At 66.4% G+C, this 26,442-nt stretch carries 28 protein-coding genes; 16 read left to right on the top strand and 12 right to left on the bottom strand.

Features of this window, described 5'->3' with window-relative positions:
• Positions 1-110: 110 nt before the first annotated feature.
• On the bottom strand, positions 111-1,148 hold the full coding sequence (locus tag OHS03_RS25990; protein ID WP_328657698.1) for an AraC family transcriptional regulator: 1,038 nt from the start codon (positions 1,146-1,148) through the stop codon (positions 111-113).
• A 110-nt stretch (positions 1,149-1,258) separates the two neighbouring features.
• Between OHS03_RS25990 and lpdA the strand changes: the two genes are divergently transcribed.
• The 3 genes from lpdA (at position 1,259) to OHS03_RS25975 (ending at position 4,194) form a co-directional block, all read left to right on the top strand.
• Positions 1,259-2,662 (top strand): dihydrolipoyl dehydrogenase, encoded by a 1,404-nt coding sequence (gene lpdA, locus OHS03_RS25985; RefSeq protein WP_328657696.1) that lies wholly within the window; start codon positions 1,259-1,261, stop codon positions 2,660-2,662.
• 283 nt (positions 2,663-2,945) lie between these two features.
• Entirely contained in the window at positions 2,946-3,446 is a 501-nt protein-coding gene (locus tag OHS03_RS25980; RefSeq protein ID WP_328657694.1) for a L,D-transpeptidase, read from the top strand.
• A 52-nt stretch (positions 3,447-3,498) separates the two neighbouring features.
• The gene (locus tag OHS03_RS25975; RefSeq protein ID WP_328657693.1) at positions 3,499-4,194 is read left to right on the top strand and encodes a polysaccharide deacetylase family protein; all 696 of its coding nucleotides are present in this window, start codon (positions 3,499-3,501) and stop codon (positions 4,192-4,194) included.
• Here the strand turns inward: OHS03_RS25975 and OHS03_RS25970 are convergent.
• Positions 4,184-4,600: a winged helix-turn-helix transcriptional regulator gene (locus tag OHS03_RS25970; protein ID WP_328657691.1), complete on the bottom strand. Its 417-nt coding sequence runs from the start codon at positions 4,598-4,600 to the stop codon at positions 4,184-4,186. The genes OHS03_RS25975 and OHS03_RS25970 overlap by 11 nt on opposite strands.
• 85 nt (positions 4,601-4,685) lie before the next feature.
• Between OHS03_RS25970 and OHS03_RS25965 the strand changes: the two genes are divergently transcribed.
• Positions 4,686-5,525, top strand: coding sequence for an NmrA family NAD(P)-binding protein (locus tag OHS03_RS25965; protein WP_328657688.1), 840 nt, complete (start codon positions 4,686-4,688; stop codon positions 5,523-5,525).
• A gap of 139 nt (positions 5,526-5,664) precedes the next feature.
• Complete coding sequence (locus OHS03_RS25960; RefSeq protein WP_494410488.1) at positions 5,665-6,048, top strand: DoxX-related protein; 384 nt, start codon at positions 5,665-5,667, stop codon at positions 6,046-6,048.
• Here the strand turns inward: OHS03_RS25960 and OHS03_RS25955 are convergent, their stop codons facing one another.
• Together OHS03_RS25955 and OHS03_RS25950 are read right to left on the bottom strand one after the other, a co-directional pair.
• Positions 6,049-6,426, bottom strand: a complete 378-nt coding sequence (locus OHS03_RS25955) for a VOC family protein (protein ID WP_328657686.1) — start codon at positions 6,424-6,426, stop codon at positions 6,049-6,051.
• Positions 6,427-6,518: 92 nt separating this feature from the next.
• Positions 6,519-7,064, bottom strand: a complete 546-nt coding sequence (locus OHS03_RS25950; RefSeq protein ID WP_328657684.1) for a carboxymuconolactone decarboxylase family protein — start codon at positions 7,062-7,064, stop codon at positions 6,519-6,521.
• Positions 7,065-7,277: 213 nt separating this feature from the next.
• Here OHS03_RS25950 and OHS03_RS25945 point away from each other — a divergent pair, with 213 nt between their 5' ends.
• Complete coding sequence (locus OHS03_RS25945; protein ID WP_328657682.1) at positions 7,278-8,165, top strand: nuclease-related domain-containing protein; 888 nt, start codon at positions 7,278-7,280, stop codon at positions 8,163-8,165.
• Here OHS03_RS25945 and OHS03_RS25940 read toward each other — a convergent pair whose 3' ends face one another.
• The 6 genes from OHS03_RS25940 to urtA form a co-directional block, all read right to left on the bottom strand.
• Positions 8,166-8,915, bottom strand: a complete 750-nt coding sequence (locus OHS03_RS25940; protein ID WP_328657681.1) for a GntR family transcriptional regulator — start codon at positions 8,913-8,915, stop codon at positions 8,166-8,168.
• 14 nt (positions 8,916-8,929) lie between these two features.
• On the bottom strand, positions 8,930-9,622 hold the full coding sequence (urtE, locus tag OHS03_RS25935; protein ID WP_062986279.1) for an urea ABC transporter ATP-binding subunit UrtE: 693 nt from the start codon (positions 9,620-9,622) through the stop codon (positions 8,930-8,932).
• On the bottom strand, positions 9,615-10,418 hold the full coding sequence (gene urtD / locus OHS03_RS25930) for an urea ABC transporter ATP-binding protein UrtD (protein WP_056814703.1): 804 nt from the start codon (positions 10,416-10,418) through the stop codon (positions 9,615-9,617). The genes urtE and urtD overlap by 8 nt, the downstream gene beginning before the upstream one ends.
• Entirely contained in the window at positions 10,415-11,545 is a 1,131-nt protein-coding gene (urtC, locus tag OHS03_RS25925) for an urea ABC transporter permease subunit UrtC (protein WP_062986281.1), read from the bottom strand. The genes urtD and urtC overlap by 4 nt, the downstream gene beginning before the upstream one ends.
• Positions 11,542-12,426, bottom strand: a complete 885-nt coding sequence (urtB, locus tag OHS03_RS25920; RefSeq protein ID WP_056814698.1) for an urea ABC transporter permease subunit UrtB — start codon at positions 12,424-12,426, stop codon at positions 11,542-11,544. Before urtB ends, urtC begins: the two co-directional genes overlap by 4 nt.
• Positions 12,427-12,496: 70 nt before the next feature.
• The gene (gene urtA / locus OHS03_RS25915; RefSeq protein ID WP_056814694.1) at positions 12,497-13,747 is read right to left on the bottom strand and encodes an urea ABC transporter substrate-binding protein; all 1,251 of its coding nucleotides are present in this window, start codon (positions 13,745-13,747) and stop codon (positions 12,497-12,499) included.
• A 336-nt stretch (positions 13,748-14,083) separates the two neighbouring features.
• On the opposite strand from urtA, the gene OHS03_RS25910 reads away from it, so the two are divergent.
• On the top strand, positions 14,084-15,913 hold the full coding sequence (locus tag OHS03_RS25910; RefSeq protein ID WP_328657678.1) for an acyl-CoA dehydrogenase: 1,830 nt from the start codon (positions 14,084-14,086) through the stop codon (positions 15,911-15,913).
• Positions 15,914-15,924: 11 nt separating this feature from the next.
• Here the strand turns inward: OHS03_RS25910 and ramB are convergent, their stop codons facing one another.
• The gene (gene ramB, locus OHS03_RS25905) at positions 15,925-17,331 is read right to left on the bottom strand and encodes an acetate metabolism transcriptional regulator RamB (protein WP_056814684.1); all 1,407 of its coding nucleotides are present in this window, start codon (positions 17,329-17,331) and stop codon (positions 15,925-15,927) included.
• 92 nt (positions 17,332-17,423) lie between these two features.
• On the opposite strand from ramB, the gene OHS03_RS25900 reads away from it, so the two are divergent.
• From OHS03_RS25900 to OHS03_RS25880, 5 genes are all read left to right on the top strand, one after another.
• Positions 17,424-18,926 carry an ATP-dependent DNA ligase gene (locus tag OHS03_RS25900; protein ID WP_328657676.1) on the top strand — a complete coding sequence of 501 codons (1,503 nt, stop codon included), beginning with the start codon at positions 17,424-17,426 and terminating at the stop codon, positions 18,924-18,926.
• A 72-nt stretch (positions 18,927-18,998) separates the two neighbouring features.
• Positions 18,999-20,186, top strand: coding sequence for an inorganic phosphate transporter (locus OHS03_RS25895; protein WP_328657674.1), 1,188 nt, complete (start codon positions 18,999-19,001; stop codon positions 20,184-20,186).
• 12 nt (positions 20,187-20,198) lie between these two features.
• A complete protein-coding gene (locus tag OHS03_RS25890; RefSeq protein ID WP_056814674.1) occupies positions 20,199-20,480 on the top strand; it encodes a hypothetical protein in 282 nt (93 codons plus the stop codon).
• Between the two features lie 11 nt (positions 20,481-20,491).
• Complete coding sequence (locus tag OHS03_RS25885; protein WP_056816253.1) at positions 20,492-20,857, top strand: DUF3349 domain-containing protein; 366 nt, start codon at positions 20,492-20,494, stop codon at positions 20,855-20,857.
• Positions 20,858-21,003: 146 nt separating this feature from the next.
• Complete coding sequence (locus OHS03_RS25880; RefSeq protein WP_328657672.1) at positions 21,004-21,630, top strand: TetR/AcrR family transcriptional regulator; 627 nt, start codon at positions 21,004-21,006, stop codon at positions 21,628-21,630.
• A gap of 63 nt (positions 21,631-21,693) precedes the next feature.
• On the opposite strand, the gene OHS03_RS25875 is transcribed toward OHS03_RS25880, so the two are convergent.
• Positions 21,694-22,710, bottom strand: a complete 1,017-nt coding sequence (locus OHS03_RS25875; protein WP_328657669.1) for an alpha/beta hydrolase — start codon at positions 22,708-22,710, stop codon at positions 21,694-21,696.
• A gap of 245 nt (positions 22,711-22,955) precedes the next feature.
• On the opposite strand from OHS03_RS25875, the gene OHS03_RS25870 reads away from it, so the two are divergent.
• Genes OHS03_RS25870 through OHS03_RS25855 form a run of 4 tightly spaced genes read left to right on the top strand, consistent with a single transcriptional unit; the run spans position 22,956 to position 26,436 of the window.
• Entirely contained in the window at positions 22,956-23,750 is a 795-nt protein-coding gene (locus tag OHS03_RS25870; protein ID WP_328657667.1) for an ABC transporter ATP-binding protein, read from the top strand.
• On the top strand, positions 23,747-24,514 hold the full coding sequence (locus OHS03_RS25865; protein WP_056814662.1) for an ABC transporter permease: 768 nt from the start codon (positions 23,747-23,749) through the stop codon (positions 24,512-24,514). The genes OHS03_RS25870 and OHS03_RS25865 overlap by 4 nt, the downstream gene beginning before the upstream one ends.
• On the top strand, positions 24,511-25,311 hold the full coding sequence (locus OHS03_RS25860) for an ABC transporter permease (protein WP_063054520.1): 801 nt from the start codon (positions 24,511-24,513) through the stop codon (positions 25,309-25,311). The genes OHS03_RS25865 and OHS03_RS25860 overlap by 4 nt, the downstream gene beginning before the upstream one ends.
• Positions 25,312-25,371: 60 nt before the next feature.
• Positions 25,372-26,436: an ABC transporter substrate-binding protein gene (locus tag OHS03_RS25855; protein WP_063004064.1), complete on the top strand. Its 1,065-nt coding sequence runs from the start codon at positions 25,372-25,374 to the stop codon at positions 26,434-26,436.
• Positions 26,437-26,442 lie beyond the last annotated feature (6 nt).

Here is a 26,442-nt window from a genome sequence, read left to right as displayed (position 1 = left end):
GAGGTCAGCCGGTGTTTCTCGCCGGTGATGACTACGTTATGGCGGCCGGGACCTCGCTCCCAGGTCCGCGGACGCCACCACCCGGTCCGTTCACGCCATGGTGGGCGTGCTCACCCCGCGCGCGAGGCGGTCGGTGTGGTGCCGGTCCATCGGTGGAAGGCCTTGCGCAGGGCGCGGTCGTCGGTGAAGGCGAGGCGCTGGGCAATGGTGGCGGTGCTGTGGCCTCGGTCGAGCAGGATTCTCGCGCGTTCGTGGCGGAGCAGGTCGAGCTCGTCACGCCAGGACGTGCCGTGTTCGGCGAGATGACGTTGCAGGGTGCGCTGGCTCATGGCAAGGCTTTTCGCGACCCGGGGCAGGGCTGGGTCGCCCGCGTCCAGTGCCGCGCCGAGGGCGATGCGAAAGGCATCGAGGGGGTCGGCGATCGGGCGGGCGGAGGCGAGGACCAGGTCGGCGTGGCTGCGCATCAAGTCGGCCAGCATCGGATCCGCGCGGGCCAGCGGTGCGTTGGCGTCGTCGGCGTGGAAGGTGATCGAATCCGACTCGGCCTCGAATTCGATGTCGGCGGTACCGAATACGGCGACCAGTCCGGCGTGGTCGGCCGGTGCGGCGTGGCCGAAGCTCACCCGGATGGGCACGAGCGGGCGACCGATCGCCTCGCGCGCACGGCGCAGGTAGTAGGCGAGCACGTATTCGTTGACCACCGAGGCCACTGCCGGATCATCGGCCGAGGTCCGGTAGCCGATGGTGAGATCCCCGTCGCCGGACAGGTCGAAACCCTCGGTCGCCGCGGTCACCAGGCGGTGATAGGGCTGGGCCGCGCGCAGCGAATCCGCCAGTGTCTCGCCGGTTGTCACCAGGTAGTCCCAGGTGTTGAGCGAGCCGAGCGGCGCCGCCGCGGCGATCGCGGCCCCCGACCCCGCACCGGGCCGCGCCTGTGCGATCAACTCCCACAACCGGAGCAGCGAACTCATCGGGATCCGGTTGAGCTCACCGCGCAGAACCACCTCGTCGGTACCGGCCACCCGGGCCAGCTGGTCCTCGGCCGCACCCGCCTGCCTGGCTGCCTGCACGAGCAATCGGACGAGGTGGGTCGACGCCGTGCCGTCGAGCCGGCTACCGATTCCGCCCGCCGACCCAGCACCGCTCACCTTCTCGACATTACTGGGCGCAGCAGTGACCAGCGGCCGGTCGAGGGCACATCTCACCTATAGGGGGGACGGGTGGGTGAACTCCCCGAAACAGAGTTAGGCTCGGTGACGTGACTTCCCACTACGATGTCGTCGTTCTCGGCGCTGGTCCCGGCGGATATGTCGCCGCGATCCGTGCCGCTCAACTCGGCCTGCGAACAGCGATTGTCGAGCAGAAATACTGGGGTGGCGTGTGCCTGAACGTGGGCTGCATCCCGTCCAAGGCACTGCTGCGCAACGCCGAGCTGGCCCATATCTTCCACAAGGAGGCCAAGACCTTCGGCATCTCCGGTGAGGTCAGCTTCGACTTCGGCGCCGCCTTCGATCGCAGCCGCAAGGTGGCCGACGGTCGGGTCAAGGGCGTGCACTTCCTGATGAAGAAGAACAAGATCGACGAGTTCGACGGTCTCGGTACCTTCACCGGCCCGAACTCGATCGACGTCGCGCTCACCAAGGGCGGCGCCGAGACGATCACGTTCGACAATGCCATCATCGCCACCGGCACCACCACCAAGCTGCTGCCGGGCACCCAGCTTTCCGAGAACGTGGTCACCTACGAGGAGCAGATCCTCACCCGTGACCTACCGGGCTCGATCCTGATCGTCGGCGCCGGCGCCATCGGCATGGAGTTCGCCTACGTCCTCAAGAACTACGGCGTCGACGTGCGGATCGTGGAGTTCCTCGACCGCGCGCTGCCCAATGAGGACGCCGACGTCTCCAAGGAGATCACCAAGCAGTACAAGAAGCTCGGCATCACCATCTCCACCGGTGCGGCCGTGCAGTCGATCGACGACGACGGCTCCAAGGTCACCGTCCAGATCAAGGACAACAAGTCCGGCGCGATCGAGACCGTCACCGTCGACAAGGTGCTGCAGGCCGTCGGCTTCGCACCGCGGGTGGAGGGCTACGGCCTGGAGACCACCGGTGTCGCGCTCACCGACCGTGGCGCCATCGAGATCGACGACTACATGCGCACCAACGTGGCGCACATCTACGCGATCGGTGACGTCACCGCCAAGCTGCAGCTCGCCCACGTGGCGGAGGCACAGGGCGTGGTCGCGGCCGAGACCATCGGCGGCGCCGAGACGATGCCCCTCGGTGACTACCGGATGATGCCGCGCGCCACCTTCTGCCAGCCGCAGGTCGCCAGCTTCGGCCTCACCGAGCAGCAGGCCCGCGACGAGGGCTACGACGTGAAGGTCGCGAACTTCCCGTTCCAGGCCAACGGCAAGGCGCACGGCCTCGGCGATCCGACCGGCTTCGTGAAGCTGATCGCCGACGGCACGCACGGCGAACTGCTCGGTGGGCACCTGATCGGCCCCGACGTCTCCGAGCTGCTGCCGGAACTCACCCTCGCCCAGAAGTGGGACCTCACGGTCAACGAGGTGGCCCGCAATGTGCACACCCACCCGACGCTGAGCGAAGCGGTGCAGGAAGCGATCCACGGCCTCGCGGGGCACATGATCAACTTCTGAGATATCAGCTGAAAGGCCGGGGACGCGATCGCGTCCCCGGCCTTTTGGTTTCTATTTGGTCTTTTTCCGGGCGTTGATTTGGTGAATCGAAGCCTGTAACCGATGATCTCTGTAGCTTTTCGTTCGCTTGTTAGTCGCAACACCTGATCTTGTGAGTACATGGGTAACTCGCCGGGCACGCCCACAAGCTGACTCCATCGTGACCGCCAGCCCGGCAACGCGCCGTCGTCGTACCTAACGACCGGCAAAAGGCGCGGAGTGGCGGACAGAGAGGCTACGACTGATGAGCAAGAGCATTCTCGGTTGGACAGCACGGATCGCGGCAATAGCCGCAGTCGCTGTGGCCGGACTCGGCACGGTGACACCGGCCGTAGCGGAACCCCTTTTCCCTGGTGGACCGGACGTTCCTGGTGTTCCCGCCATTGTTCCCACCGCATCGCCGTGCCCGGTGGTCGAAGCCAGGGCGTGCCTGCGGCTGTCGACGAACGAGGCGTGGCTGGTCGACAACGGTCGGGTGATCTTCGGACCTACGCCGATTTCGCACGGTATGGCCGGATACGAAACGCCGCCCGCGGTGACCAAGATTTCCTTCAAGCGGGAATTCCACTGGAGCACGATGCACAATGCGCCGATGCGATGGGCGACCTTCTTCAACGGCGACATGGCATTCCACGTGGGACCGGTCGATTCGAAATCGCACGGCTGTGTCCGGATGACCGAAGACGGCGCCCACCGTTTCTTCGACTACCTGAAGCCGGGCGACATCACCCAAGTTATCGCGTAGGTGCGCCGGTAACTCACCGGGCCGAGCAGACCCGGTGAGCTACCGTCTGTCCATGCGTCGTTGGCTGGTGGGTGGGGTTGTCGGCATCGTGGGGGTTTCGGTGGTGGCGGTCGGCCTGTACGTGCTGATGAATTCGCGGACCTATCAGGTGGCGGGGCAGCTGGTCGATCGGGTCGAGACCGACGAGAAGGTTGTCGCGTTGACCTTCGATGACGGCCCGACCGCGCATACCCCGGAAGTGCTGCGGGTGCTGGGGGAATCGCAGGTTCGCGCGACCTTCTATCTGGTCGGCGACGACCTGGCCGCCCATCCCGAATACGGTGCGGCGATCGTGGCAGCGGGCCACGAGATCGGAAATCACTCCTATTCGCACCGGCGCATGGTGCTGGTCTCCGGTGACAACGTGCGTGACGAGATCGAACGCACCGACGACGAGATCCGCCGCGCCGGGTATCCCGGACCGATCACTTTCCGCCCGCCCTACGGCAAAAAGCTGTGGACGCTGCCGCGCTACCTCGCCGACCACGATCGCACCACCGTGACCTGGGACGTCGAGCCCGATTCCGCGGGCGGCGCGTCGCGCGCGGCCATCGTCGCCGATACCCTCGCCGAGACCAGGCCGGGCTCGATCATCTTGCTCCATGTCATGCACGGCGCAGAATCCCTTGCCTCGGTCCCCGGGATCGTCGACGGATTGCGTGCGCAGGGCTACCGATTCGTCACTGTCTCGGAGCTGCTCACGCGTTGAGCTGGTCCTGGCCGATGACACCGGCGCGGTGGTAGCTGTCCTGTGCCGCGCGGACGGTGTCCATATTGGATTCCAGCACGACGATCAGCGACCGCAGATGGTCGGCGACCTGCGCGCCCAGCTCGGTGAGGGTGTATTCGACGCGGGGCGGGATCGCTTCCAGCACCTCGCGATGAACCATGCCGTCGCGTTCCAGCGCCTGCAGGGTCTGCGAGAGCATGCGCTCGCTCACGCCGTCTACCCGCCGGCGCAGAGCGCTGAAGCGGACGGGACCGTCGCGTAGCGCGACCAGGGCCAGCACACCCCACCGACCGGCGATGTTCTGCAGGACGGGCCGAGAGGTGCAATTGCGCGCGAAGACGTCGGCTTCCAGCGTGGGGTCGTGGTCTGCGGGCGGCTCTGACATGACTCCATCGTACCCACTTGACGCAAGTGCCCGCTAAAGGCATAGTGCTTACTAATAGTTAGTACTTGTAGCGCTGGAGGTAGCAATGACCGTGGCAGTGACAGCAGCAGGCGGAAAGCTCGGCCGGTTGGTCGTGGAGGCCCTGCTCGCCGCAGGGGAGCGGCCCGTCGCGATCGTGCGCGATCCGCAGAAGGTGGCCGACCTGGCCGAGCGAGGCGCCGACGTGCGGCAGGCGTCCTACGACGACCCGGCGGCCCTCGATGCCGCGCTGGTGGGTGTGGATCGGGTGCTGCTGATCTCGGGCAACGAATTCGGCTCCCGAATTGCCCAGCACACCAATGTCATTCGCGCCGCAGAACGGGCAGGCGTCGAACTGCTGGCCTACACCAGCATCCCCCGCGCCGACAGCAATCCGATGCTGCTGGCGGCCGAGCACCGAGGCACCGAAGAGGTGCTGGCCACCGCCACCGTGCCGACGGTGCTGCTGCGCAACAGCTGGTACTGGGAGAACTACGAGGGCGCCGTCGCGAACGCGGCGGAGTCGGGCGTCCTGCACGGCGCGATGGCCACCGGTCGCGTCTCCGGCGCCGCACGGGCCGATTACGCCGAGGCCGCCGCGCGCGTGCTCACCGGCGCCGGGCACGAGGGCCGCGTCTACGAACTGGGCGGTGACGAGGCGCTGACCGGTGCTGACCTGGCGGCCGCGGTCGCCGAGGCGACGGGCTCCACGGTCCGCTACGCAGACCTCGCCGAGGCAGACTATGCGGCGGCGCTGCGTGCGGCCGGCCTCGACGGCCAGATCGCCGCCGCCCTCGCCGACGCCGACGCCCGTATCGGCGAGGGCCTGCTCGAGGTGGACACCGGCGACCTGACCAAACTCCTCGGCCGCCCGGCGACCCCCGCGTCCACGGTCTTCGCGCGGTAGTCGCCGCCCGTGACGACAGCGCATGGGTAACTCGCCGGGCACGGGCTAGCGGTCCTTACGCTTACCGTCGGCCGCCGATGGATCGTCTTGCGCGCCTGGATCTGGCTCGAAGTCGCGGGGAGGCGGTACCGTCGGCGGTGTGGCTGATCAAACTCCCCGTCGACGCGCGCACTCCTGGTTGAGTGGACTGCTGTTCTTCATGGGCATCCTGCACTTCGTCGCACCGAAGCCGTTCGACAAGATCGTGCCGCCGCAGCTGCCCGGCAACCCGCGAACCTACACGTATGGGTCCGGGGTTGCCGAGCTGGGCGTGGCGACCGCGCTGGCGGTGCCGCGCACGCGGCGGCTCGGTGGGTGGCTCGCCGTGGCGCTGTTCGTCGGCGTGTTCCCCGCCAATATCCAGATGACCGCGGATGTACTCGGTAACCCGAAAGCGCCCAAGGTCTTCAAGGCAGGCGTGCTGGCGCGGTTGCCGTTGCAGATCCCGATGATCGTCGCGGCGTTGCGGGTCGCGCGCCGCTGATCAGACCCACTGCACGAGCTGGATGACGATGCCGTTGGGGTCGGTCATCTGGAAGTAGCGCTCGCCCCACTCCTCGGTTTCGATGGGCGTCTCGATCGGGACGCCCTTGGCCCGCAAGCGGTCGTATTCGCGGTCGATATCGTCGACGACGAACACCACCAGCAGCCCCTCGCCCGCGTTGCCCGCGATGCGGGCGGGCTTGAACGAGCCGAGACCGGTACGTAGGTAGATCACGTCCATGCCCGCGTCGGCTCGCTCCACGTTGACGAATCCGTCGGCGGCCATCTTCTCGGTGAAGCCGAGGTGGTCGATCAGGAACTGGGCAGAGGACTGCGGGTCGGCGACGTTGAGCGAGAGGGCGGAAGCGGTGATCTGCATGGGTTCTCCTCGATGACGATGAACTCCGTACGTTGTACGTCTTTACTGTGGGAGATCCCGCCCGGGCTCGCTATATGACCTGGGTCACAGTGTCAGAACGTGTCGCGCTCGATCCGCAGGGTCGTGATCGTCGACGCCAGACCTTCGTACTGATTGATCAGCAGCACGATCTCGATCAGCACCCGCTCGTCGTAGTGCTCGGCCAATGCGGCCCACGCCGCGTCGTCCACATTCCGGGTGGACACCAGCTGATCGACGGCAGTCAGCAATGCCCGCTGCCGAGGTGTCCAGCCCTCCGCTTCTGGACCTGCGGTAACGCGCTCGATCTCGACGGCGGACAGCCCTGCCTTCCGACCCAACCGGCGATGATGATCGGCCTCGTAGTCGCACGCGCGCAGCTGCGCGACGCGCAGGATCACCAGTTCGGCCTCGGCGCGCGGCAACCTGCCACCCGGCATCAGCTTGCCGGAGAAATGCAGCCAGCCGCGAAAGAGCCCGCCGGTGCGACCGAGGGTGCTGAACAGATGCGCGTCATCGGTACCCGACGCACGGGAAAGTACCTGCCAGACAACCCAGTTGATCGGCCCGAGTTCACCGAACCTGCCGGGCGAAACGCGTGGTAGTGGCGCTGAATCCATCGGTGATCCACCTGTCTTCTCGAACATCGTCGGCCAGGATCGGAGCGTACTCGCCGGTATAGCTGTGGTGGGCTGCCTGGAGGGCCCATCCTGCGTTTCTGCCGTTTTCTTTGGTTTCCAGTGGTTTTCGGAACAGTTGCGCGTCATGATCGGTGGGTACCGCAGCGGGTAGCGGCGGTGTGAAGTCGCAGCACTGGTAGGGGAACATCGAACATGCTGGTTCGGATCAGACCGGGTGCCGAGCTCACCGGCGCCGAGCGCGAGCTCGTGGATTGCCTGCGCTCATATCCGAGTACGGGGCTCGCGCTGGTCGATTGCCGGGTGGGTGACCGGCGGCTCGGCGCGGTGATCGTGACGCCGCGCGGGATCACGGTGGTCGAGGTCAAGGGCTTCCGGCGGCGGCAGAGCGGCCTGCTCACCGCTACCGCCGACGGCTCGTGGCGGATCAGCGACAGTCCGCTGGATTTAGAAGCCGAGCCGTCGAACGGTCTCACCGACCGGGTCGAGCACGGAGTGCACGCGGTGCGGGTCGCGCTGGAACGGGCGTTGCAGGACAGCAGGCATGTGTCCGGCGCGGTGGTGCTCGTGCCGTATCGCGGAGTCGTCGTCCGGCCCGCGCGCACCGCGCTGCGGCCGGGTCTCGATGTACTGGTCGCGAACAGCGTCGACGCGCACGAGCTGCGGGTATACCTCGAAGGGTTCTCGGCGGGGCCACGCGAATGGACGATCGATCGGGTGTTCAACACCTGTACGACGCTCGGGGTGGTCGAGGTGCCCTCGCGCGCCGAGCTGGCCGAGGAGGGGTTCACCGGCAATCGGCCCGCGCCGACGGTGGTACCGCAGGTGCGCAAGTTCAGCGCGCCGACCCCGCCCGCCCCGCCCGCCGATCCGTCGCGCCGGGGAAAGCTCGTCGGCATCGGAATGTTCGCCGCCGCGGTGCTCGGCATCTTCGTCGTCTTCGTGGTGGTCGGGGTGGCGTTGTTCCAGGATTCGCCCGATTCGCGCCCGATGTCGGACACGTCGCAGACCTCGACGACCCGTGCGCCCTCGACGGCTACTCCGCGCAAGACCGAGTGCTGGCCGTTCCAGCAGGACTGTTGATCAATCCCGAACGGCGCGACCGAGTTTGGTGAAGGCGATCGCCTGTTCCGCGCGCACCCGAACGTGGGCGCGGGAGGAATCGATGTGGGCGGTGAGGGTGTGCAGGGCCTGTTCGTCGTCGCCGGCCAGCACCTGTTCGGCAATGGTGATGTGGTCGGCCGTCATGGCCGCGACCCGTTCGGCGGTGGGCACATCCATGGTGCGTACCGGGCGAACTCGCAGGTAGACGGCTGCCAGCGCCTCGGCGAGCGCGGTGTTGCCCGCCGCCCTCAGCAGTTCGGTGTGGAACTGCTCGTCGGCGGCGACCAGATCGGGTCCTGGTTCCGGTGGGGTGTCGCGGTATTCGAGCCAGCGGGCCAACTCGGCGCGCACGGTGCGTAGGTCGTGCTCGGTCGGGACGTGTACCTGGACGGAACCACCGGCGGCGATGCGCTGAAAACCTCTGGATTCCAGCACAATTCGTAGCTCGTAGAGTTCGTCGAGTTCGTTGAGACGGGGCCGGTACAGGTAGAGCCCATCGGGATGACGCTGCACGAGTCCGTCGGCCTGGAGCCGGGCCAGCGCCTCGCGCACCGGGGTGCGCGAGACGCCGTAGCGCTCGGCCAGCCGTTCGGCGCGCAGCCGTTCGGTCGGCGCCAGTTCCCCGGTGGCGAGGTCGTGGCGCAGCTCGTCGTAGACGCGCGCGGCCAGCGGAACCCGCCGTCTCCCTCCAGCGGGACGCAAGTCCTCGCCCGATCCCCTCCCGGCCATGCGCGCCGCTGCGATCAGATCGCCATCGCCGCGCGGACCGCGGATTCCGCGCCTGCCCCGCCTGCCCCGGTCGAGCCGAGATGTCCCGAATGCAGCACGTAGTACTGCTGCGCGGCCTGCAGTGCGAAGCCGATGTGCTGCTCCACCAGCAGCACGCTCAAGCCGCCGCGCTGCGTCAATTCGATGATGGTGCGCTCGATTTCGGCGACCACCGACGGCTGGATGCCCTCGGTCGGTTCGTCGAGGATGAGCAGCTTCGGCTCGGTGATGAGGGCCCGCGCGATGGCCAGTTGCTGGCGTTGACCGCCCGAGAGCAGGCCCGCCTTGCGGGTGAGCAGGTCCTTCAGCGCGGGGAACAGATCGAGGGATTCGTCGATCAGCGCCTTGCCGCGCTTGCGCCCGTCCGCGACCACCTGGAGGTTCTCGGCGGTGGTCAGCTGCCCGAAGCTCTGCTGGCCCTGCGGCACATAGCCGATGCCGCGCTTGACCCGTTGCGAGGGTGAGAGTTTGGTGATCTTCTCGCCGTTGAAGGTGATGGTCCCCGACTTGGTGGGCAGCAGTCCCACCGCGGCGCGCAGCAGCGTGGTCTTGCCCGCGCCGTTGTGGCCCATGATCGCGACCACGCTGTCGTCGGGCACGGTCATGCTGACGCCGTGGATGACCTCGGTGCGCCCGTATCCGGAACGGATGTCGTGTAGCTCAAGCATCGGCCGACTCCTTGTCTGTCGTAACCAGAGTCGCGGTGCCGAGATAGACCTCTTGCACCTTCGGATCGGCCTGCACCTGTTCCACGCTGCCCTCGCTGAGCACCTTGCCGCCCGCGAGTACGGTGACCGAGGTGGCGAAGGACCGCATGAAGTCCATGTCGTGCTCGACGACGATCACCACGCGATCACTGCCGATGCGGCGCAACAGGTTTCCGGTCTCCTCGCGCTCCTCGGCGCTCATGCCCGCGACGGGCTCGTCGAGCAGCAGCACCGACGCGTTCTGCACCAGCAGCATGCCGATCTCGAGCCACTGCTTCTGCCCGTGCGCGAGTACCCCGGCGGGCTTGTCGCGCAGTGCGGTGAGACCCGTTGTCTCCAAAGCCTCTTCGATGCTGGGCAGGACCGACTTGCGGGTGCGCAGCAGCGACCAGGCCGAACGCCCCGCGCCCGCCGCGATATCCAGGTTCTGCAACACGGTCAGCTGTTCGAAGACGCTGGCCGTCTGGAACGTGCGCCCGATGCCGAGACGCGCGATCTGGTGCACCTTCTTGCCGAGCAGTTCGGTGCCCGACTTCTGCGCCGAACCGGTGGCCGGAACGAGGCCGGTGATGGCGTCGATCAGCGTGGTCTTGCCCGCGCCGTTCGGGCCGATCAGGAACCGCAGGTCGCCCTGCAGCACCGTGAGATCGACCTCGGTGACCGCCTTGAATCCGTCGAAACTCACCGAGAGGCCGCGGATTTCGAGGTAGTCGCTGTCCATGCCCGCGTTGCCGCCGGCTTTGGGTTCGAGTGTCATCGCGCGTGCACCTCTTCCTCGATCACGACCGGGGCGGGTTCTTCCGGTGCGGGCGGCAACTTCTTGCGACTGTCGAGCCAGCCCTTGAACATCGGCCACAGTCCGGCCAGCCCGGCGGGGATGAAGCCGACGACCACGATGAACAGGATGCCCTGCATGTAGGTCCAGCCCGACGGGAACTGCTCCGACAGCGAGGTCTGCGCCCAGGCGACGCCGATCGCGCCGAGAATCGGCCCGAGCAGCGTGGTGCGGCCGCCGATGGCGACACCGATGAGGAAGGCGATCGACGGGATGACGCCGATGTCGGCGGGGGAGATGATGCCGACGATCGGAGTGAACAGCGCACCGGCGATACCGGCCAGGAACGCCGCCACCACATAGGCGACGATCTTGATATTGGCCGGGTCGTAGCCGAGGAAGCGCACCCGCTCCTCGGCGTCTCGCACCGCCACCAGCAGTTCGCCGTAGCGGCTGCGATTGAGCTGGCGGATCAGCGCGACCACCACCAGCAGCGTGCCCGACGCGATGAAGAACAGCATCTGCCGGTTGGCCGGGTCCGACAGCCGGAATCCGAAGAAGGAGCGGAAGTCCGACAGGCCGGTGAAGCCGCCGATGGCCTGCTGGCCGGTGAGCAGGATCGCCAGCGCCGCGGCCAGCGCCTGGCTCAGGATGGCGAAGTAGGCGCCGCGCACCCGGCGCTTGAACACGCCGTACCCGAGTACCGCGGCGACCAGCGCGGGCAGCACCAGGATGCCGAGAATCGCCACCGGCGCGGAACTGAACGGCTGCCAGAATCCCGGCAGTTCGCTGATGCCGGAGATCTCCATGAACTCGGGGACGTCGTTGCCGAGGCGGGCGGCGTCGGCGAGCTGCATGTGCATGGCCATGATGTAGGCGCCGACGCCGAAGAACACGCCCTGGCCCAGGGTGAGCATTCCGCCACGGCCCCAAGCCAATCCGATGCCCGCCGCCACGATGGCGAAGCAGAGGAACTTGGCGAGCAGGTTCAAGCGGAAGTCGCTCAGAACCGCCGGCGCGACAGCGAATAGCAGGATCGCGGCAACGCCGAAGCCGAGTAGTGGGGTGAGCCGCGGATATTCGCGGAGACGTTCGGTGAGTGCGGTCATGCCAGGCTCCTCGTCCGCACGGTGAACAGGCCCTGCGGGCGGACCTGCAGGAAGATGACGATCAGCACGAACACGATCACCTTCGCGATGGACGCGGTGGTGGAGTATTCGATGAACGAGTTGAGCAGGCCGAGCGCGAACGCCGCGATCACCGTGCCCTTGATCTGGCCGAGGCCACCGATCACGACCACCAGGAACGCGTCGATCAGATAGCTCTGGCCGATGGTGGGGCTGGTCGAACCGATCAGCGTGAGCGCGACACCGGCGACACCGGCCAGCCCGGAGCCGATGAAGAACGTGCTGATATCGGTGAATCTGCTCGAGATTCCACTGGTTTCGGCGAGTCCGCGGTTCTGCACGACGGCGCGGATCCGTCGGCCCATGGGCGTGGTCTTGAGCACCGCGGCCAGGGTGGTCACCGCGACGATCGCCAGCACGAGGATGAAGATGCGGGTCTTCGGCACGACCGCGCCGGCGATAGTGATGCCGCCACTGAGCCATTCGGGCACCAGCACGTTCTTGGCGGGCGCGCCGAAGATGTCACGCGCGGCCTGCTGCAGCACGAGTCCGACACCGAAGGTGACGAGCAGCGTGTCGAGCGGGCGGTCGTACATGTAGCGGATGAGCCCCATCTCCAGGGCGGCGCCGAGCAGGCCGCCGATGAGGAAGCCCACCAGCAGGGACACGACCAGCGAAACTCCGGCCGACGAGAAGACCTGCTGCACAACATAAGTGGTGTAGCAACCGGCCATGATGAATTCGCCGTGCGCCATATTGATGACGCCCATCTGACCGAAGGTCAGTGACAGACCGAGCGCGGCGAGCAGAAGAATGGATCCCAGACTCAACCCTGTGAAGAGCTGACTGATCAGCACGTCCATTGCAGTGGACTCCTTGGAGATGGGGCGATGTGGGACGCGCGCATCGCGCGTCCCACATCTGTCGGGCTACTTACTTGAGGCCCTTGGCCCACTCGTAGGACTTCAGGTACGGGTCGGGGGTGATGGCCTTGCCGGAATCCCAGACGGTGTAGATCAGGCCGTCGGGACGGATCTCACCGATGCGGGCGGTCTTGGTGATGTGGTGGTTGGAGCCGTCGATGGTGACGGTGCCCTCCGGGGCGTCGAAGCTCACGCCGTCGGCCGCGGCCTGAATGTCGGCTACCGCGAACGACTTCGCCTTCTCGACGGTGTTCTTCCACAGGTAGACCGAGGCGTAGGCGGCTTCCATCGGGTCCGAGGTGGGCTTGTCGGCGCCGAAGGCGGCCTTGTAGTCGGCGACGAACTTCTTGTTCGCCGGGGAGTCGACGGTCTGGTAGTAGTTCCAGGCCGTCAGCTGGCCCGCGATGTTCTGCGCGCCGATACCGGCGACCTCTTCCTCGGCGATCGACACCGAGACCACCGGCATCTCAGCGGCTTTCAGGCCCGCGTTGGTGTACTCGCGGAAGAAGGCGACGTTGGAGTCACCGTTGAGGGTGTTGAACACCGCGCCCGCCTTGGCGGCGCGCACCTTGTTGACGATGGTGGAGAAGTCGGTGGAGCCGAGCGGGGTGTAGTCCTCGCCCTTGATCTCGATGCCGTTGGCCGCGGCGTAGGCCTTGATCTCGCGGTTGGCGGTCTGCGGGAAGACGTAGTCGGAGCCGACCAGGTAGAGGGACTTGATGCCCTTCTGCTTCAGGTAGTCCAGCGCGGGGATGATCTGCTGATTGGTGGTGGCGCCGGTGTAGAAGATGTTCTTGGAATCTTCCAGACCCTCGTACTGCACGGGGTAGTAGAGCAGCGAGTTCAGGCTCTCGAACTTGGGCTTCATGGCCTTGCGGCTCGATGAGGTCCAACCGCCGAATACCGAAGCGACACAGTCGGAACTGATCAGCTTCTCGGCCTTCTCGGCGAAGGTCTTGGGGTCGGATGCGCCGTCTTCGAGGACGATCTCGATCTTCTTGCCGAGCACACCGCCCGCCGCGTTGATCTGGTCGATCGCCAGCTTGGTCGAATTGGCCACGGTCACTTCGGAAATGGCCATGGTGCCAGACAGCGAGTGCAGCGAGCCCACCTTGATGGTGTCCTTGCTGGTGTCGACGCAGGAGGCGGCGGTCGAGCCGGTCGACGCGTCGTCGCGAGCACCACAGCCGGTGAGCAGCAGGCCGGCGACGGCCACCGCGGCAGGCACGACAAGTGCCTTGACCAAACGGGATTCAGACATGGGGCGGTTCTCCTCATCAGGTGTAACGGCGGCGCCACACGCGCCACAACGAACACCACCGCTGCTCCCGGCGACTGGATGTACACCGAGTTGTATACAGCTGCTGTATTCGTGATTCGAGACAGTAGATGGAACTTGTTGCCCCCGAATGACTCCCGGTCACGCGCCCGTTTCGTCTGTTTCGTCCGTGTGAATTGTTCGCCGGAGGGACTGCCGAAGGGTCGGCGTACCTACGGTTGCGTAAGGGCGCGCAGGTGCGGCACGCTCGATTTGTACGACGTCGAGCAGCCGAGTCACACGGCAATCGGCCGTGTGCGGTCAGTCGAGGAGGGCCCCGTGGGGCACTACAAGGCGAACGTGCGTGACATCGAGTTCAACCTGTTCGAGGTGCTGAACCTCGACAAGCTTCTTGACACCGGGGCCTACGGCGACCTGGACTCCGACACAGTGCGTCAGCTCCTCGTCGAGGTGAAGAACCTGGCCGAGGGGCCGATCGCGGACTCGTTCGCCGATGCCGACCGGCACCCGGTGGTCTTCCGCCCCGATACCCACGACATCACCGTGCCCGAACCCCTGCGCAAGACGGTGGACGTGGTGCACGAGGCAGGCTGGCACCGCCTCGGCATGCCTGCCGGTATGGACGGCACCGCCGCCCCGAACGTGGTGATGTGGGCGGTCAACGAGCTCATCATCTGTGCCAACCCGGCGGCCAGCTTCTTCAACATGGGCCCGCTGATGGGCTCGGTGCTCTACGAACTCGGCACCGACGAACAGCAGCGCTGGGCTCGGGGCGGGTTCGAGCGCGGGTGGCAGGCGACCATGGTGCTCACCGAGCCGGATGCCGGGTCCGATGTCGGCGCCGGTCGGACCAAGGCTGTGCCGCAGCCCGACGGGTCATGGCACATCGAGGGGGTGAAGCGGTTCATCTCCGGCGGTGACGTGGGTGATACGGCGGAGAACATGTTCCATCTGGTGCTCGCCCGCCCCGAGGGCGCGGGCCCCGGCACCAAGGGGCTCTCGCTGTTCTACGTGCCGAAGTTCCTCTTCGATCCCGTGACGCTCGAACCGGGCGCCCGCAACGGTGTGTATCTGACCGGGGTCGAGCACAAGATGGGGATCAAGTCCTCACCGACCTGCGAACTGACCTTCGGCGGCACCGCGGTGCCCGCCAAGGGCTGGCTGGTCGGCGATGTGCACAACGGCATCGCCCAGATGTTCAAGGTGATCGAGAACGCTCGGATGACGGTGGGTGTGAAGTCGTCCGGGACGTTGTCGACCGGGTATCTGAACGCGCTCGAGTACGCCAAGTCGAGGGTGCAGGGTGCGGATCTGACGCAGATCGCCGATAAGGCGGCGCCGCGCGTCACCATTACCCATCACCCCGATGTCCGCCGGTCGCTGGCCATGCAGAAGGCATACGCGGAGGGGCTGCGAGCGGTCTATCTGTACACCGCCGCGCATCAGAACGCGGAGGTGGCGCTGCTGGTGTCGGGTGCCGATCCCGAGACCGCGCACCGCGTGGACGATCTGCTGCTGCCGATCGTCAAGGGCGTCGGATCCGAGCGCGCGTATCAGTTGCTCACGGAGTCGCTACAAACGTTCGGCGGCTCCGGCTATTTGCAGGACTATCCGATCGAGCAGTACATCCGCGACGCCAAGATCGACTCGCTCTACGAGGGCACCACGGCGATCCAGGCTCAGGACTTCTTCTTCCGCAAGATCATTCGCGATCGTGGCGTGGCATTGGCCCATGTGAATGCCCAGATCAGCGCCTACCTCGAGAACGACACCGGCCGCTTCGCCGTCGAGCGCGCCCTGCTGCGCACCGCCCAGGCCGACATCGGCGCCATGGCCGCCACTCTCACCGGCTACGCCATGGCGGGCCGGACCGAGCCCACCGAGCTCTACAAGGTCGGCCTCGGCTCGGTCCGCTTCCTGATGTCGGTCGGCGACCTCCTCATCGCCTGGCGCCTGCTGGTCCAGGCCGACATCGCGGCCGCCGCCCTGGCCTCCGACGCCACCCCGCGGGACCGCCCCTTCTATCAGGGCAAAGTCGCCGCGGCGAGCTTCTTCGCCAAGAATGTGCTTCCCGAGCTCACCGCCACCAGGAACATCCTCGCCACCATCGACAACGACATCATGGCCGTCCCGGAAGAGGCCTTCTGAGGTGAGCGGCGCTATTTGATGAGGTACGGCGAGACCGAGCTGCGGTGTTCGCTGATATCGAGGGCCTTGCCCAGCGGGGGGAAGGCGCGCTGGGGGCAGTTGGAGCGCACACAGACTCGGCAGCCCGCGCCGATGGGGGTGGCGTTGGCTTCGCCCAGGTCGATGCCGTCGGCGTAGACGACGCGGCCAGCGTGGCGCAGTTCGCAGCCGAGGCCGATGGCGAAGGTTTTGCCGGGTTGGCCGTAACGGGTGGCGCGGCGTTCCACGGTTCGCGCGATCCAGAGGTATTTGCGGCCGTCGGGCATCTGGGCGATCTGGGTCATGATCTTGCCGGGATAGGCGAAGGTCTCGTAGACGTTCCACAGCGGGCAGGTGCCGCCGCTGGCCGAGAAGTGGAAACCGGTGGCGGACTGGCGTTTCGACATATTGCCCGCGCGGTCGACGCGCACGAAGGAGAAGGGGACCCCGCGCAGGGTCGGTCGTTGCAGGGTCGAGAGGCGGTGGCAGATGGTTTCGAAACTCTGCGAGAAGAACGCTGACAGGCGCTCGATGTCGTAGCGGAAATTCTCGGCCACTTCGTGAAAGTGCGTGTAAGGCAGGACCATCGCGGCCGCGAAGTAGTTCGCCAGTCCGAGCATCGCGAGTTTGTGTGAGGCGTCGGAGGCGAAATTGCCTTCGTCGACCAGCTTTTCGAGCAGTGGCCCGCACTCGAGATAGGCCAGTTCGGCGGCGAGCTTGAAGGTGCGTTGGCCACCGGACAGATGCGGGGAGATCTCGAGCTGCTTGGTCTCGGGGTCGAAATGGTGCAGGACGCCCTCGCCGAGGTCGATGCGCTCGCTGATCCGCACGCCGTGCGCGCGCAGCAGACGCACGATCTCGGTGCTCACCTCGCCACCGTGGAATCGGATACGCGCGGTGAGATCCTCTGCGGCGGTGTCTAATTCGTGGATGTAGTTCTGGCGCTGATAGAAGTAGTCGCGCACTTCCTCGTGCGGCTTGCTGATCGCGGCGCTGCCGGAGCCGTCGGCGAACCGGTCCTCGGTGGCGGCGGCCAGCTGCGCGCTGGTGTTGCGGTAGCGGTTGTGCATGGCCACCAGGGCGCGCGCCATCGACGGATGCGCGGAGACCATGTCGGCGATCTGCTGGGTGTCGGCCTCGATGCCGAGCTCGGCGTCCATCACGACTTCGGACAACTCGGCGATCAGGCGGGTGTCGTCCTGGGCGGAGAAGAAGGTGGGGTCGACGCCGAAGACCTCGTTGATGCGCGTCAGCACCGGCACGGTGAGCGGTCGCACGTCGTGTTCGATCTGGTTCAGATAGCTGGCCGAGATCTCCAGTTTCTGCGCGAGCGCCACCTGGCTCAGCCCACGTTCGGTACGCAGCTGGCGCAGCCGCGCTCCGACATAGGTCTTGGCCATATGTCCAGTTTAAGGGCCTTTCGCAGGCTTGCCAAAGGATTCTTAACAACGGCCTCGAGCTCTGTGTCACACCCTCGCGATACTGTCGTGAGGTGCTGTTCAGCGATGTCGTCACGGCCTCCGCTGCCGTGCGAGCGACTCGGTCGCGCAAGGCGAAAACCGCCGCGCTGGCCGAGCTCTTCGGTGCCGCCGGGCCCGCCGAGATCGGCACCGTGGTCGCGTGGTTGTCCGGTGAGCTGGTGCAGGGCCGGATCGGGGCCGGGTGGCGCACGGTGACCGGGCTCGATACGCCGCCGAGCAGCGAGGCGAGCCTCACCGTCGGCGCGGTGGACGACATCTTCACCCAGCTCACCGGACTGAACGGCAAAGGCTCGACCAACCGGCGGCGCGCATTGCTCACCGCGCTGTTCACCGCGGCGACCGAGGAAGAGCAGTCCTTCCTGATCCGCCTGCTCACCGGTGAAGTGCGCCAGGGCGCGCTCACCGCGATTGTCGTCGAGGCGCTCGCCCAGTCCACCGGTATCCCGGTCGACGTGGTGCGCCGCGCCCACATGCTCTCCGGCCAACTCCCCACCACCGCGATCGCCGCGCTCGCCGGGGGCGAACCAGCACTGTCGGCATTCCGGCTCGAGGTAGGCCGACCCGTGGCGCCGATGCTCGCCTCGCCCGGCGGCTCACTGGACGAGGCCCTCGCCGAACTGGGCTCCGACATCAGTGTCGAACACAAGCTCGACGGCGCCCGCATCCAAGTGCACCGCGACGGCGACCAGGTCTGGGTGTTCACCAGAACCCTGCGCGACATCACCACCGGCGTCCCCGAACTCGTCGACCTGGTCAGAACCCTCGACTGCGCCACCGTGGTCCTCGACGGCGAAACCCTCGCCCTCACCGACTCGGGTCGCCCACGCCCGTTCCAGGAGACGATGAGCAGGTTCGCCACCATCGGCGATCCACGCCAGCTGCACCCCTATTTCTTCGACTGCCTGCACCTCGACGGCGTCGACCTCATCGACGAGCCACTGCGTGTGCGCCGCATCGCGCTCGAGCAGGTCGCGGGCGACCACAGCATCCCCGCGCTCATCGCGCCGACGCCGGAGGCCGCCGCCGACTGCTATGACGACGCACTCGCCGTGGGCAACGAGGGCGTGATGGTCAAGGCGCTCGATGCCCCCTACGCCGCGGGCCGACGCGGCAAGGCCTGGCAGAAGATCAAACCCGCGCACACCCTCGACCTACTGGTGATCGGCGCCGAATGGGGCTACGGCCGCCGCACCGGGTTGCTGTCCAATCTGCATCTGGCCGCCCGCGATCCGGAGACCGGCGAGCCGGTGATGGTCGGCAAGACCTTCAAGGGCCTCACCGACGAACTGCTGCGCTGGCAGACCGAGGAATTCCCGCGCCACGAAACCCACCGTGACGGTCAGACCGTGTACCTGCGCCCCGAACTCGTCGTCGAGATCGCGCTCGACGGCGTCCAGACCAGTACCCGATATCCCGGCGGGGTGGCGCTGCGCTTCGCCAGAGTGGTCCGTTATCGGCCGGACAAGGAACCCGCCCAGGCCGATGTTATCGACGCGGTGCGCGCACTCGGCTGAGGTCAGCGCTGTTCAGGAGACCGACCCGCAACAGTTTGGCAATCCGGCGGCAGCATACGACACACTGTTCGGGTGAGCGCCGAATTAATGATCCTGTTGATCGTCATCGCCACAGCTCTCGCATTCGACTTCACCAACGGATTCCACGACACGGCCAATGCCATGGCGACGTCGATCGCCACCGGCGCTCTGAAGCCGAAGACGGCGGTAGCCCTCTCCGGTGTGCTGAATCTGATCGGTGCGTTCCTGTCGGTATCGGTGGCGGCGACTGTGGCCAAGGGCATTGTGAAATTGGACGATGTGAGTGGACACGACCTGCTGGTCATCGTCTTCGCCGGCCTGGTCGGCGGCATCCTGTGGAATTTGTTGACCTGGCTGCTCGGCCTGCCGTCGAGTTCGTCGCACGCGCTGTTCGGCGGGCTGATCGGCTCGACGATCGCCGCGCTGGGCTGGAACGGCGTGATCTGGGCATCGGGGTCGGACGGCGTGCTGATCAAGATCGTGCTGCCCGCGCTGCTCGCGCCGGTGATCGCGGCCATGGTGGCGGCCATCGGCATCTTCCTGGTGTACCGGATCACCCACGGCGTCGACCGGGGGAAGACCGACGAGGGATTCCGCTGGGGACAGATCGGCTCGGCCTCACTGGTCTCGCTGGCGCACGGCACCAACGACGCGCAGAAGACGATGGGCATCATCTTCCTCGCGCTGGTCGCCTACGGCTCACTGGGCAAGGACGACCACATGCCGCTGTGGGTGATGGCTTCCTGCGCGGTCGCGATCGCCCTCGGTACCTATCTCGGCGGCTGGCGGATCATCAGGACCCTCGGTAAGGGCCTGGTCGAGATCGAGTCGCCGCAGGGTCTGGCCGCCGAGTCGACCTCGGCGGCGATCATCCTCACCTCGGCGCACTTCGGCCTGCCGCTGTCGACCACGCAGACCGCGACCGGCGCGATCCTCGGTACCGGCATCGGCAAGGGCGCGGAGGTGCGCTGGCGTGTGATGGGCCGGATGGCCGTCGCCTGGCTGCTCACCCTGCCGATGGCGGGCATCGTCGGCGCGATCTGCTGGGTGATCGCCCACCTCATCGGTGGGCTCCCCGGCGTCCTCGTGGTCTTCGGTCTCCTGATCGCCGGGGCGCTGGGAATCTATCTCCGGTCGCGCCGGGACCCGGTCGGCACCCACAATGTGAACGAATGGCCCGACGGCCATCAGCCACCCGCCTCGGCACCGTCGCCGATCGACCAGAACCATGCCGGGTAGAGGGGAGCGATCGTGCACACCGTGATCACCAATCTGAGTTCACTGTGGGAAGTGGTGCTCGCCGCGCTGATCTTCGGCGCGGGGGTACCCGCCGTTTTCGCTTACGCCGTGCGGTGGTGGGCCAATGCCGAGACCGTCGACGCCGAGGGTCGAGTTCGGCGCAACTATCCGGCGCTGGCCGGTGCGCTGACCTGCCTGGTCCTCATCGTCGTCGTGGTGATCACCGGAATCCTGTTCACCGCCAAGGCATTCATCGCCCACCAGTTCGGCATCCACCTGTTCGGCCAATCATGAGTGAGGAAGCCATGACCGATCCGAACCCCGCCTCGCCGAGCCCCTCGGTTCGCGGCAACCTGCTCTCTCGGGTGCTCGGTTGGTTGCGTGCCGGGTATCCGCAGGGTATTCCGCAGTCGGACTACGTCGCGTTGTTCGCGGTGCTGCACCGCCACCTCACCGACTACGAGGTGGTGGTGATCGGAGAGCGGCTGGTCGAAGCCAGCCGCGAGGGCGAAAAGATCAGCGAGGCCGATATCGCCGCTGCCATCGCCGATTTCGCGAAGCAGCAGCCCGCGCCCGACGATGTCTCGCGGGTGGCTTCGCATCTGGCCGCCGGTGGCTGGCCGTTGGACGAGCCGCTCGACGACGGCGAACCCACTATCGAACAGAATTGATCACCCCGTTCGACAATTCCGTCGCGCCAGCGGAATTCGCTGGTGGCGACAATGGCGAATCGACTGGCTACCGGGCGATCGCGCGCTAGCATGCATCCGTGGTTCGGCGTGCGGATGTAACCGATAGTGGTCGTAGTTACGGTGGATTGTCGCGCCAGCAGCGAGTAGCGCTACGCCGCAACAGGTTGACCGACGCGGCGCTGGAACTATTCGGTACCCAGGGATATTCGTCGACCTCGATCGAGCGACTGTGTGCGACCGCGAATGTGTCGACCCGCAGTTTCTACGAAGACATCGGTAGCCGCGAGGCATTGTTGATCGCACTCGTCGACCGGTTGAACGCGGCCGCGTTGCGCCGCCTCGACGAAGCCTTGGAAAGCACCAGTGAACAGCCGCTGGTGGTGCGCGTGGTGGAGAGTTTCCGTGCGTTCCTCGCGGTGACCTGCCGTGATCGCCGGGCGGCGCGGGTGTTCTATGTCGAGGTCGTCGGGGTGAGTCCGGTGGTGGAGGAATGGCGGCGCGCACAGCGACGGTCGATTTCGGCCCTGCTCACGCGCGAAGCGCAACGGGCCGCCGAGCGCGGCGAGGCGGAATCGCGCAGCCTGCACCTGTTCGGCCTCGCGGTAATCGGCGCGGTGAATTCGCTCGCCCAGGAGATGGTGCACGCCACCGTCCCCGGCGACGCGATCTCGGTCGACGAGATCTGCGAGGAGATCGCCTATTTCATCCGCTCCGGGCTCACGGTGCGCACCGCGGTCGCGCCCACCGCGTAGTCGGCGACAACGCAAAAGCGGGAGACATCCGAATCCGGATGCCTCCCGCTTTTCAGTGAGAAATCAGATACCCATGCCCTGAGCGAGCAGCGGCCACGACTCGTGCAGCGCCTGCTCCCAGTACGGCCAGTAGTGGGTGCCCATCGGGGTGAACTGGTAGGTCGCCGGGATACCCAGCGAGTCCAGCTTGGTCTTCAGGTTCTGGCTGCAAGCGTTGGTCGCCGCTTCGATGCCGATTCCGAGACCGAGGTTGATCACGCCCATCGGGCCGGGCGAACCGTTGAGGTAGTAGGCCACGTCGGCGTTGGTCGGCATGCCGCTACCGCTGGAGATGTAGAGGTTGGTGCCGCGCAGCTTCTCGGCGTTGATGACCGGGTCGTTGTCGACCCACGCCGCATCGTTGTCCGGGCCGTACATGTTCGCGGTCTTGCCGCCGGCCCAGGTCTCCACGGAGAACTTGACGGCCTGCTTGCCCATCGGGTCGGCGATCTGCGCACAGCCACTGTAGGCGGCGACGGACTTGAACAGACCCGGGTTGGCCTCGGCCAGCTGCAGCACCGAGGTGCCGGAGGTGGACAGCCCGGCCAGCGAGTTCAGGCCGGTCGAGTTGAGGGCGCCGTCGAGCAGCGGCGGGAGCTCCTGGGTGAAGAAGGTGCTCCACTTGTTCAGGCCGAGCTTGGGGTCGTCTTGCTTCCAGTCGGTGTAGTAGCTGCCGCGACCACCGATCGGCTGGATGACATTGACCTGCTTGTCGGACAGGAAGCCGAGCGCCTGGGTCTGCGCGGCCCAGCTGGCGGTGCCCTCGCCGCCGTCGAGGCCGTTGAGCATGTAGAAGTTGGGGGCGGGCTTCGACTCGTCGACGGGGCGCTGCACGTCGATCGTGATGTCCTTCTTCATCGCCGCCGAATACACCTTCAGGTGCCACACGCGTCCGTCTTTGACGATGGACGACACGGCTGAGGGCTTCTCGGGCTCGGCGGTCGCGGCGCCACCGGCGACAACGGCCACCGACAATGCGGCGGTCAGAGCCACGGCGGTGGTGCGCAGCGCGGCCACGGTACGTAGTGCAGAGAGCTTCATCGAACAGTCGGTTCCAGTCCACGGGCCCTGTCGGGCACGTCATCGCAGTGCTTCCCCCGGTCGTCGAGAGCATATGCGCTCGGCGCTCGCAGGGCTGTCAGATCCTCCGACACTCTATGTCCTCTCACATGAGCGAATCGTTACCGGTTCACTTTTATGGTGACCTCGAGCACGGTTTACGGGGGCGCAATCTGGGCTCCGATTCGGAAATGCCGCCGCAACCAGCCGCTCTTATGGTGACGAGCATGGGTAAGGAAATCCCCGGCAGCGCTACCGCCGGGATCGAGATCAGTGGGTTGAGCAAGACCTTCAAGGTAGGCCGCAACACGGTCGGCGCGCTGGACTCGGTCGATTTGCGGACTTCGCACGGTGCATTCCTGGCATTGCTCGGGCCGTCGGGCTGCGGCAAATCGACGGTGTTGCGGATTCTGGCCGGCCTCGACGAACCGAGCGCGGGTACCGCCCGGATCAACGGCCTGTCCCCGGAACAATTGCGCGGCGGTCATCAGCTGGGTATCGCGTTCCAGGATTCGGCATTGCTGCCGTGGCGCAGCGTGGAATCCAATATCGGGCTGCCGTTGCAGGTGGCCGGGCTGCCCGCCGCACCGGACCGGATCGCCGAGCTGATCGCGCTGGTCGGCCTCGAAGGGTTCGAGAAGGCCAAGCCCGCGCAGCTGTCCGGCGGTATGCGCCAACGGGTTTCGATCGCTCGGGCACTGGTCGTGCAGCCGTCGGTGCTGCTGCTCGACGAACCGTTCGGCGCGCTCGACGACATGACCAGGCAGCGATTGAACCTGGAACTGCTGCGCATCTGGACCGAGAAGCCCGCGACGACGCTGATGGTCACCCACGGCATCGGCGAGGCGGTGTTCCTCTCCGATGTGGTGGCGGTGATGAGTCCACGACCGGGCCGGGTACTGGAACTGGTCGAGATCGACCTGCCGCGACCGCGCACACCCGAGATGATGCGGACCCCGGAATTCCACAAGCTCTGTGACTACCTGTCCGAGTTGCTGTTCGGGCGGGGTGGGGTCGCGTGAGCGCGGGCACGGGCCGCGCGGCCGGTGCGCTGGGCGTGGTGGCGCTGATCGCGCTGTGGTGGGCGCTGGCCGCCGCGGGCACCGCGGGCGGGACGATTCCCACGCCGTGGCGAGTCCTTTCCACCATGTGGTCGGACGGGTGGGGGCTCTACGGGCCCAACTTCCAGGTCACCGCGATCGGGGCGGTGCAGGGCTTCCTGTGGGGGAATCTGCTGGCGATCGGGATCGCGGCGCTGATCATGGTGGTACCGCGGATCGAACCCCTCGCCACCCAATTGGCCATCCTGAGCTACTGCACGCCGCTGGTGGCGCTCGGCCCGATCATCCTGGTGGTGTTCGGTGGACGCACACCCACGGTGTTCCTGGCCGCGATGTACTGCTTCTTCACCACCATGGTCGGCGCGGTGACCGGATTGCGCTCGGCGGATCCGGCGAGCCTGGATCTGGTGCGCGCCTACGGCGGTGGCCGCTGGCAGCGGCTGTATCGCGTCCAATCCATCGCGGCGCTGCCGAATACGTTCGCCGCCTTGAAGATCGCCGCGCCGTCGGCTGTGCTCGGTGCGATCATCGGTGAGTACCTGGGCGGCGTCGACAGCGGCATCGGAGTCGCGCTCACCGCGGCGCAGACCGCCTACAACGTGCCACGCACCTGGGGCATGGCGATCGCCGCCGCCGCACTGGCCGGGCTCGGCTACCTGCTGGTGGCGGGTGCGGCCCGACTGATCACGCCGTGGACGGCGACCGCCGAGGAGTCGACGCGATGACCACCACCGTCTTGCGCAGGATCGGCCGCTTCCTGCTGCCGCTGGCGAGTTCGCTGATCCTGCTGCTCGTCATCTGGACGCTGTTCCTTCGCCTGTTCCCGCAGATCGGTCCACGGGTGGGCAAGACACCGGCGGATGTCTGGGCCTACCTGGTGACCTCGGCGGGTGCGGCGACGGCACGGCAGGCGATTCTCGACGACCTCGCGATCACCCTGCGCGACGCGGCATCGGGCTTTCTCGTCGGAATGGCGGGCGCGCTCGGCGTTGCCGCGCTGTTCGTGCTGTATTCGGCTGTGCGGCAGACGTTCATGCCGGTCGCGATGCTGTTGCGTTCGGTGCCGCTGGTCGCCCTGTGTCCGATCGTCGTGCTGATCTTCGGCCGTGGCACGGCGGGGGTGACGGTGCTGACGGCGATCGTCGTGTTCTTCCCCGCCCTGGTGATGATCATGACGGGTCTCCGCGAAGCACCGAGGCAGGCAATGGAATTGGTGACGGCCTACGGCGGCACGCGCTGGACCCGGCTGCGGATGGTCGCGGTGCCCGCCGCGCTGCCGTCGGTGTTCGCCGCGGCCAGGATCTCGGTGCCCGGTGCGCTGATCGGCGCCCTGCTGGGTGAATGGCTCGGTAGTGGAACAGGATTGGGCGCGAGCCTGGTGCGGGCCATCCCGATGTTCCAGTACAACCGGCTGTGGGCGTCCATCGTGGTCGTCACGGTGGTGTCGGTGCTGCTGTACGCGATTGTCGGAGTGCTCGAGAACGTGGTGCTCGCGCGTTTCGGTCCGAACGCTGGAAAGTAGGAATAGTGGGTGGAACGTGACGGCAAAGAGAACGAAACGCGGCGAATCTAGATTCTGCGTATGAACAGTGTCGACCGTCGTTCCTTTCTCCGCTTTTCCGCATTGACCGGCGCCGCGCTCGGCGGCGCCGGATTGCTCGCCGCGTGTGGCAGCGGTTCGAGCACATCCTCGAACGGCTCGACCGACGACGGCTCGAAATTCGGCAAGGTCGCTATCCAGTTGTCGTGGATCAAGAACATCGAATTCGCGGGTGAGTATTTCGCCGATTCGAAGGGCTATTTCAAAGATGCGGGATTCGGTGCGGTAGATCTCGTCGCGGGTGGCGCGGCGTCGACTTCGGTGGAAGCGGGCCTCGATACCGGCAAGATCTGGCTCGGCCTTTCCGCGCCGCAGACCACCGCGCCCGCCGTGCTCGAAGGACTGCCCGCCAAGATCGTCGGTGCGACCTATCAGAAGAACCCGTTCGCGATTGTCAGCTCGGCAGGCAAACCGATAAAGACGCCCGCGGAGATGAAGGGCCGCAAGATCGGCGTGCAGGACACCAACCAGCTCATCTTCAGTGCCCTGCTGGCCGCCAACGGCATCAGTCCGGGCGAGGTGACCGTGGTGCCCGCGCAGTTCGATCCGACGCCGCTGGCCAACGGTGAGGTCGACGGCTGGGTGAGCTACGTGACCAACGAGCCGATCACCTTGGCCGCCAAGGGCTTCGCCAACGACCACTTCCTGTTCGCCGACTTCGGTCTACCGCTGGTTGCCGAGACGATGACCGTCAGCCAGCACACCATCGACAACGAGCGCGACAAGCTCAAAGCCTTCCTGACCGCCCAGATCAAGGGCTGGAAGGACGCCGTCGCCAGTCCCGCCGAGTCCGCGCGCCTCGCTGTGGAGGTCTACGGCAAGGACCTGAAGCTCGACCTGGCCGAGCAGACCGCGGAGGCCACCGCGCAGAACGACCTGGTCGTCTCCGCGTCGACCAGGACCGACGGACTGCTGACGATGTCGGACGCGCTGATCGAGCAGAACATCGCCGCCCTTCGTACCGCGAAGATCGATATCAAGGCCGACCAGCTGTTCGACCTGTCGGTTATTCGTGAGATCTACGCCGAGAACCCTGGTTTGAAGTAGACGGTC

The sequence above is a fragment of the Nocardia salmonicida genome (genome assembly GCF_036142455.1).
Lineage (GTDB): Bacteria > Actinomycetota > Actinomycetes > Mycobacteriales > Mycobacteriaceae > Nocardia > Nocardia salmonicida.
Note: the sequence above shows the minus strand (reverse complement) of the source record. Positions and strands in the feature narration are given on the sequence as shown.

What these genes read in the sequence shown, in the direction of transcription:
- OHS03_RS25980 (WP_328657694.1), top strand. Translation starts at nt 2,946, where the DNA reads ATGAGCAAGAGCATTCTCGGTTGGACAGCACGGATCGCGGCAATAGCC.
- OHS03_RS25975 (WP_328657693.1), top strand. Translation starts at nt 3,499, where the DNA reads ATGCGTCGTTGGCTGGTGGGTGGGGTTGTCGGCATCGTGGGGGTTTCG.
- OHS03_RS25970 (WP_328657691.1), bottom strand. Translation starts at nt 4,600, where the DNA reads ATGTCAGAGCCGCCCGCAGACCACGACCCCACGCTGGAAGCCGACGTC.
- OHS03_RS25965 (WP_328657688.1), top strand. Translation starts at nt 4,686, where the DNA reads ATGACCGTGGCAGTGACAGCAGCAGGCGGAAAGCTCGGCCGGTTGGTC.
- OHS03_RS25955 (WP_328657686.1), bottom strand. Translation starts at nt 6,426, where the DNA reads ATGCAGATCACCGCTTCCGCCCTCTCGCTCAACGTCGCCGACCCGCAG.
- OHS03_RS25950 (WP_328657684.1), bottom strand. Translation starts at nt 7,064, where the DNA reads ATGGATTCAGCGCCACTACCACGCGTTTCGCCCGGCAGGTTCGGTGAA.
- OHS03_RS25945 (WP_328657682.1), top strand. Translation starts at nt 7,278, where the DNA reads ATGCTGGTTCGGATCAGACCGGGTGCCGAGCTCACCGGCGCCGAGCGC.
- OHS03_RS25940 (WP_328657681.1), bottom strand. Translation starts at nt 8,915, where the DNA reads ATGGCCGGGAGGGGATCGGGCGAGGACTTGCGTCCCGCTGGAGGGAGA.
- urtE (WP_062986279.1), bottom strand. Translation starts at nt 9,622, where the DNA reads ATGCTTGAGCTACACGACATCCGTTCCGGATACGGGCGCACCGAGGTC.
- urtD (WP_056814703.1), bottom strand. Translation starts at nt 10,418, where the DNA reads ATGACACTCGAACCCAAAGCCGGCGGCAACGCGGGCATGGACAGCGAC.
- urtC (WP_062986281.1), bottom strand. Translation starts at nt 11,545, where the DNA reads ATGACCGCACTCACCGAACGTCTCCGCGAATATCCGCGGCTCACCCCA.
- urtB (WP_056814698.1), bottom strand. Translation starts at nt 12,426, where the DNA reads ATGGACGTGCTGATCAGTCAGCTCTTCACAGGGTTGAGTCTGGGATCC.
- urtA (WP_056814694.1), bottom strand. Translation starts at nt 13,747, where the DNA reads ATGTCTGAATCCCGTTTGGTCAAGGCACTTGTCGTGCCTGCCGCGGTG.
- ramB (WP_056814684.1), bottom strand. Translation starts at nt 17,331, where the DNA reads ATGGCCAAGACCTATGTCGGAGCGCGGCTGCGCCAGCTGCGTACCGAA.
- OHS03_RS25885 (WP_056816253.1), top strand. Translation starts at nt 20,492, where the DNA reads ATGACCGATCCGAACCCCGCCTCGCCGAGCCCCTCGGTTCGCGGCAAC.
- OHS03_RS25875 (WP_328657669.1), bottom strand. Translation starts at nt 22,710, where the DNA reads ATGAAGCTCTCTGCACTACGTACCGTGGCCGCGCTGCGCACCACCGCC.
- OHS03_RS25870 (WP_328657667.1), top strand. Translation starts at nt 22,956, where the DNA reads ATGGGTAAGGAAATCCCCGGCAGCGCTACCGCCGGGATCGAGATCAGT.
- OHS03_RS25860 (WP_063054520.1), top strand. Translation starts at nt 24,511, where the DNA reads ATGACCACCACCGTCTTGCGCAGGATCGGCCGCTTCCTGCTGCCGCTG.
- OHS03_RS25855 (WP_063004064.1), top strand. Translation starts at nt 25,372, where the DNA reads ATGAACAGTGTCGACCGTCGTTCCTTTCTCCGCTTTTCCGCATTGACC.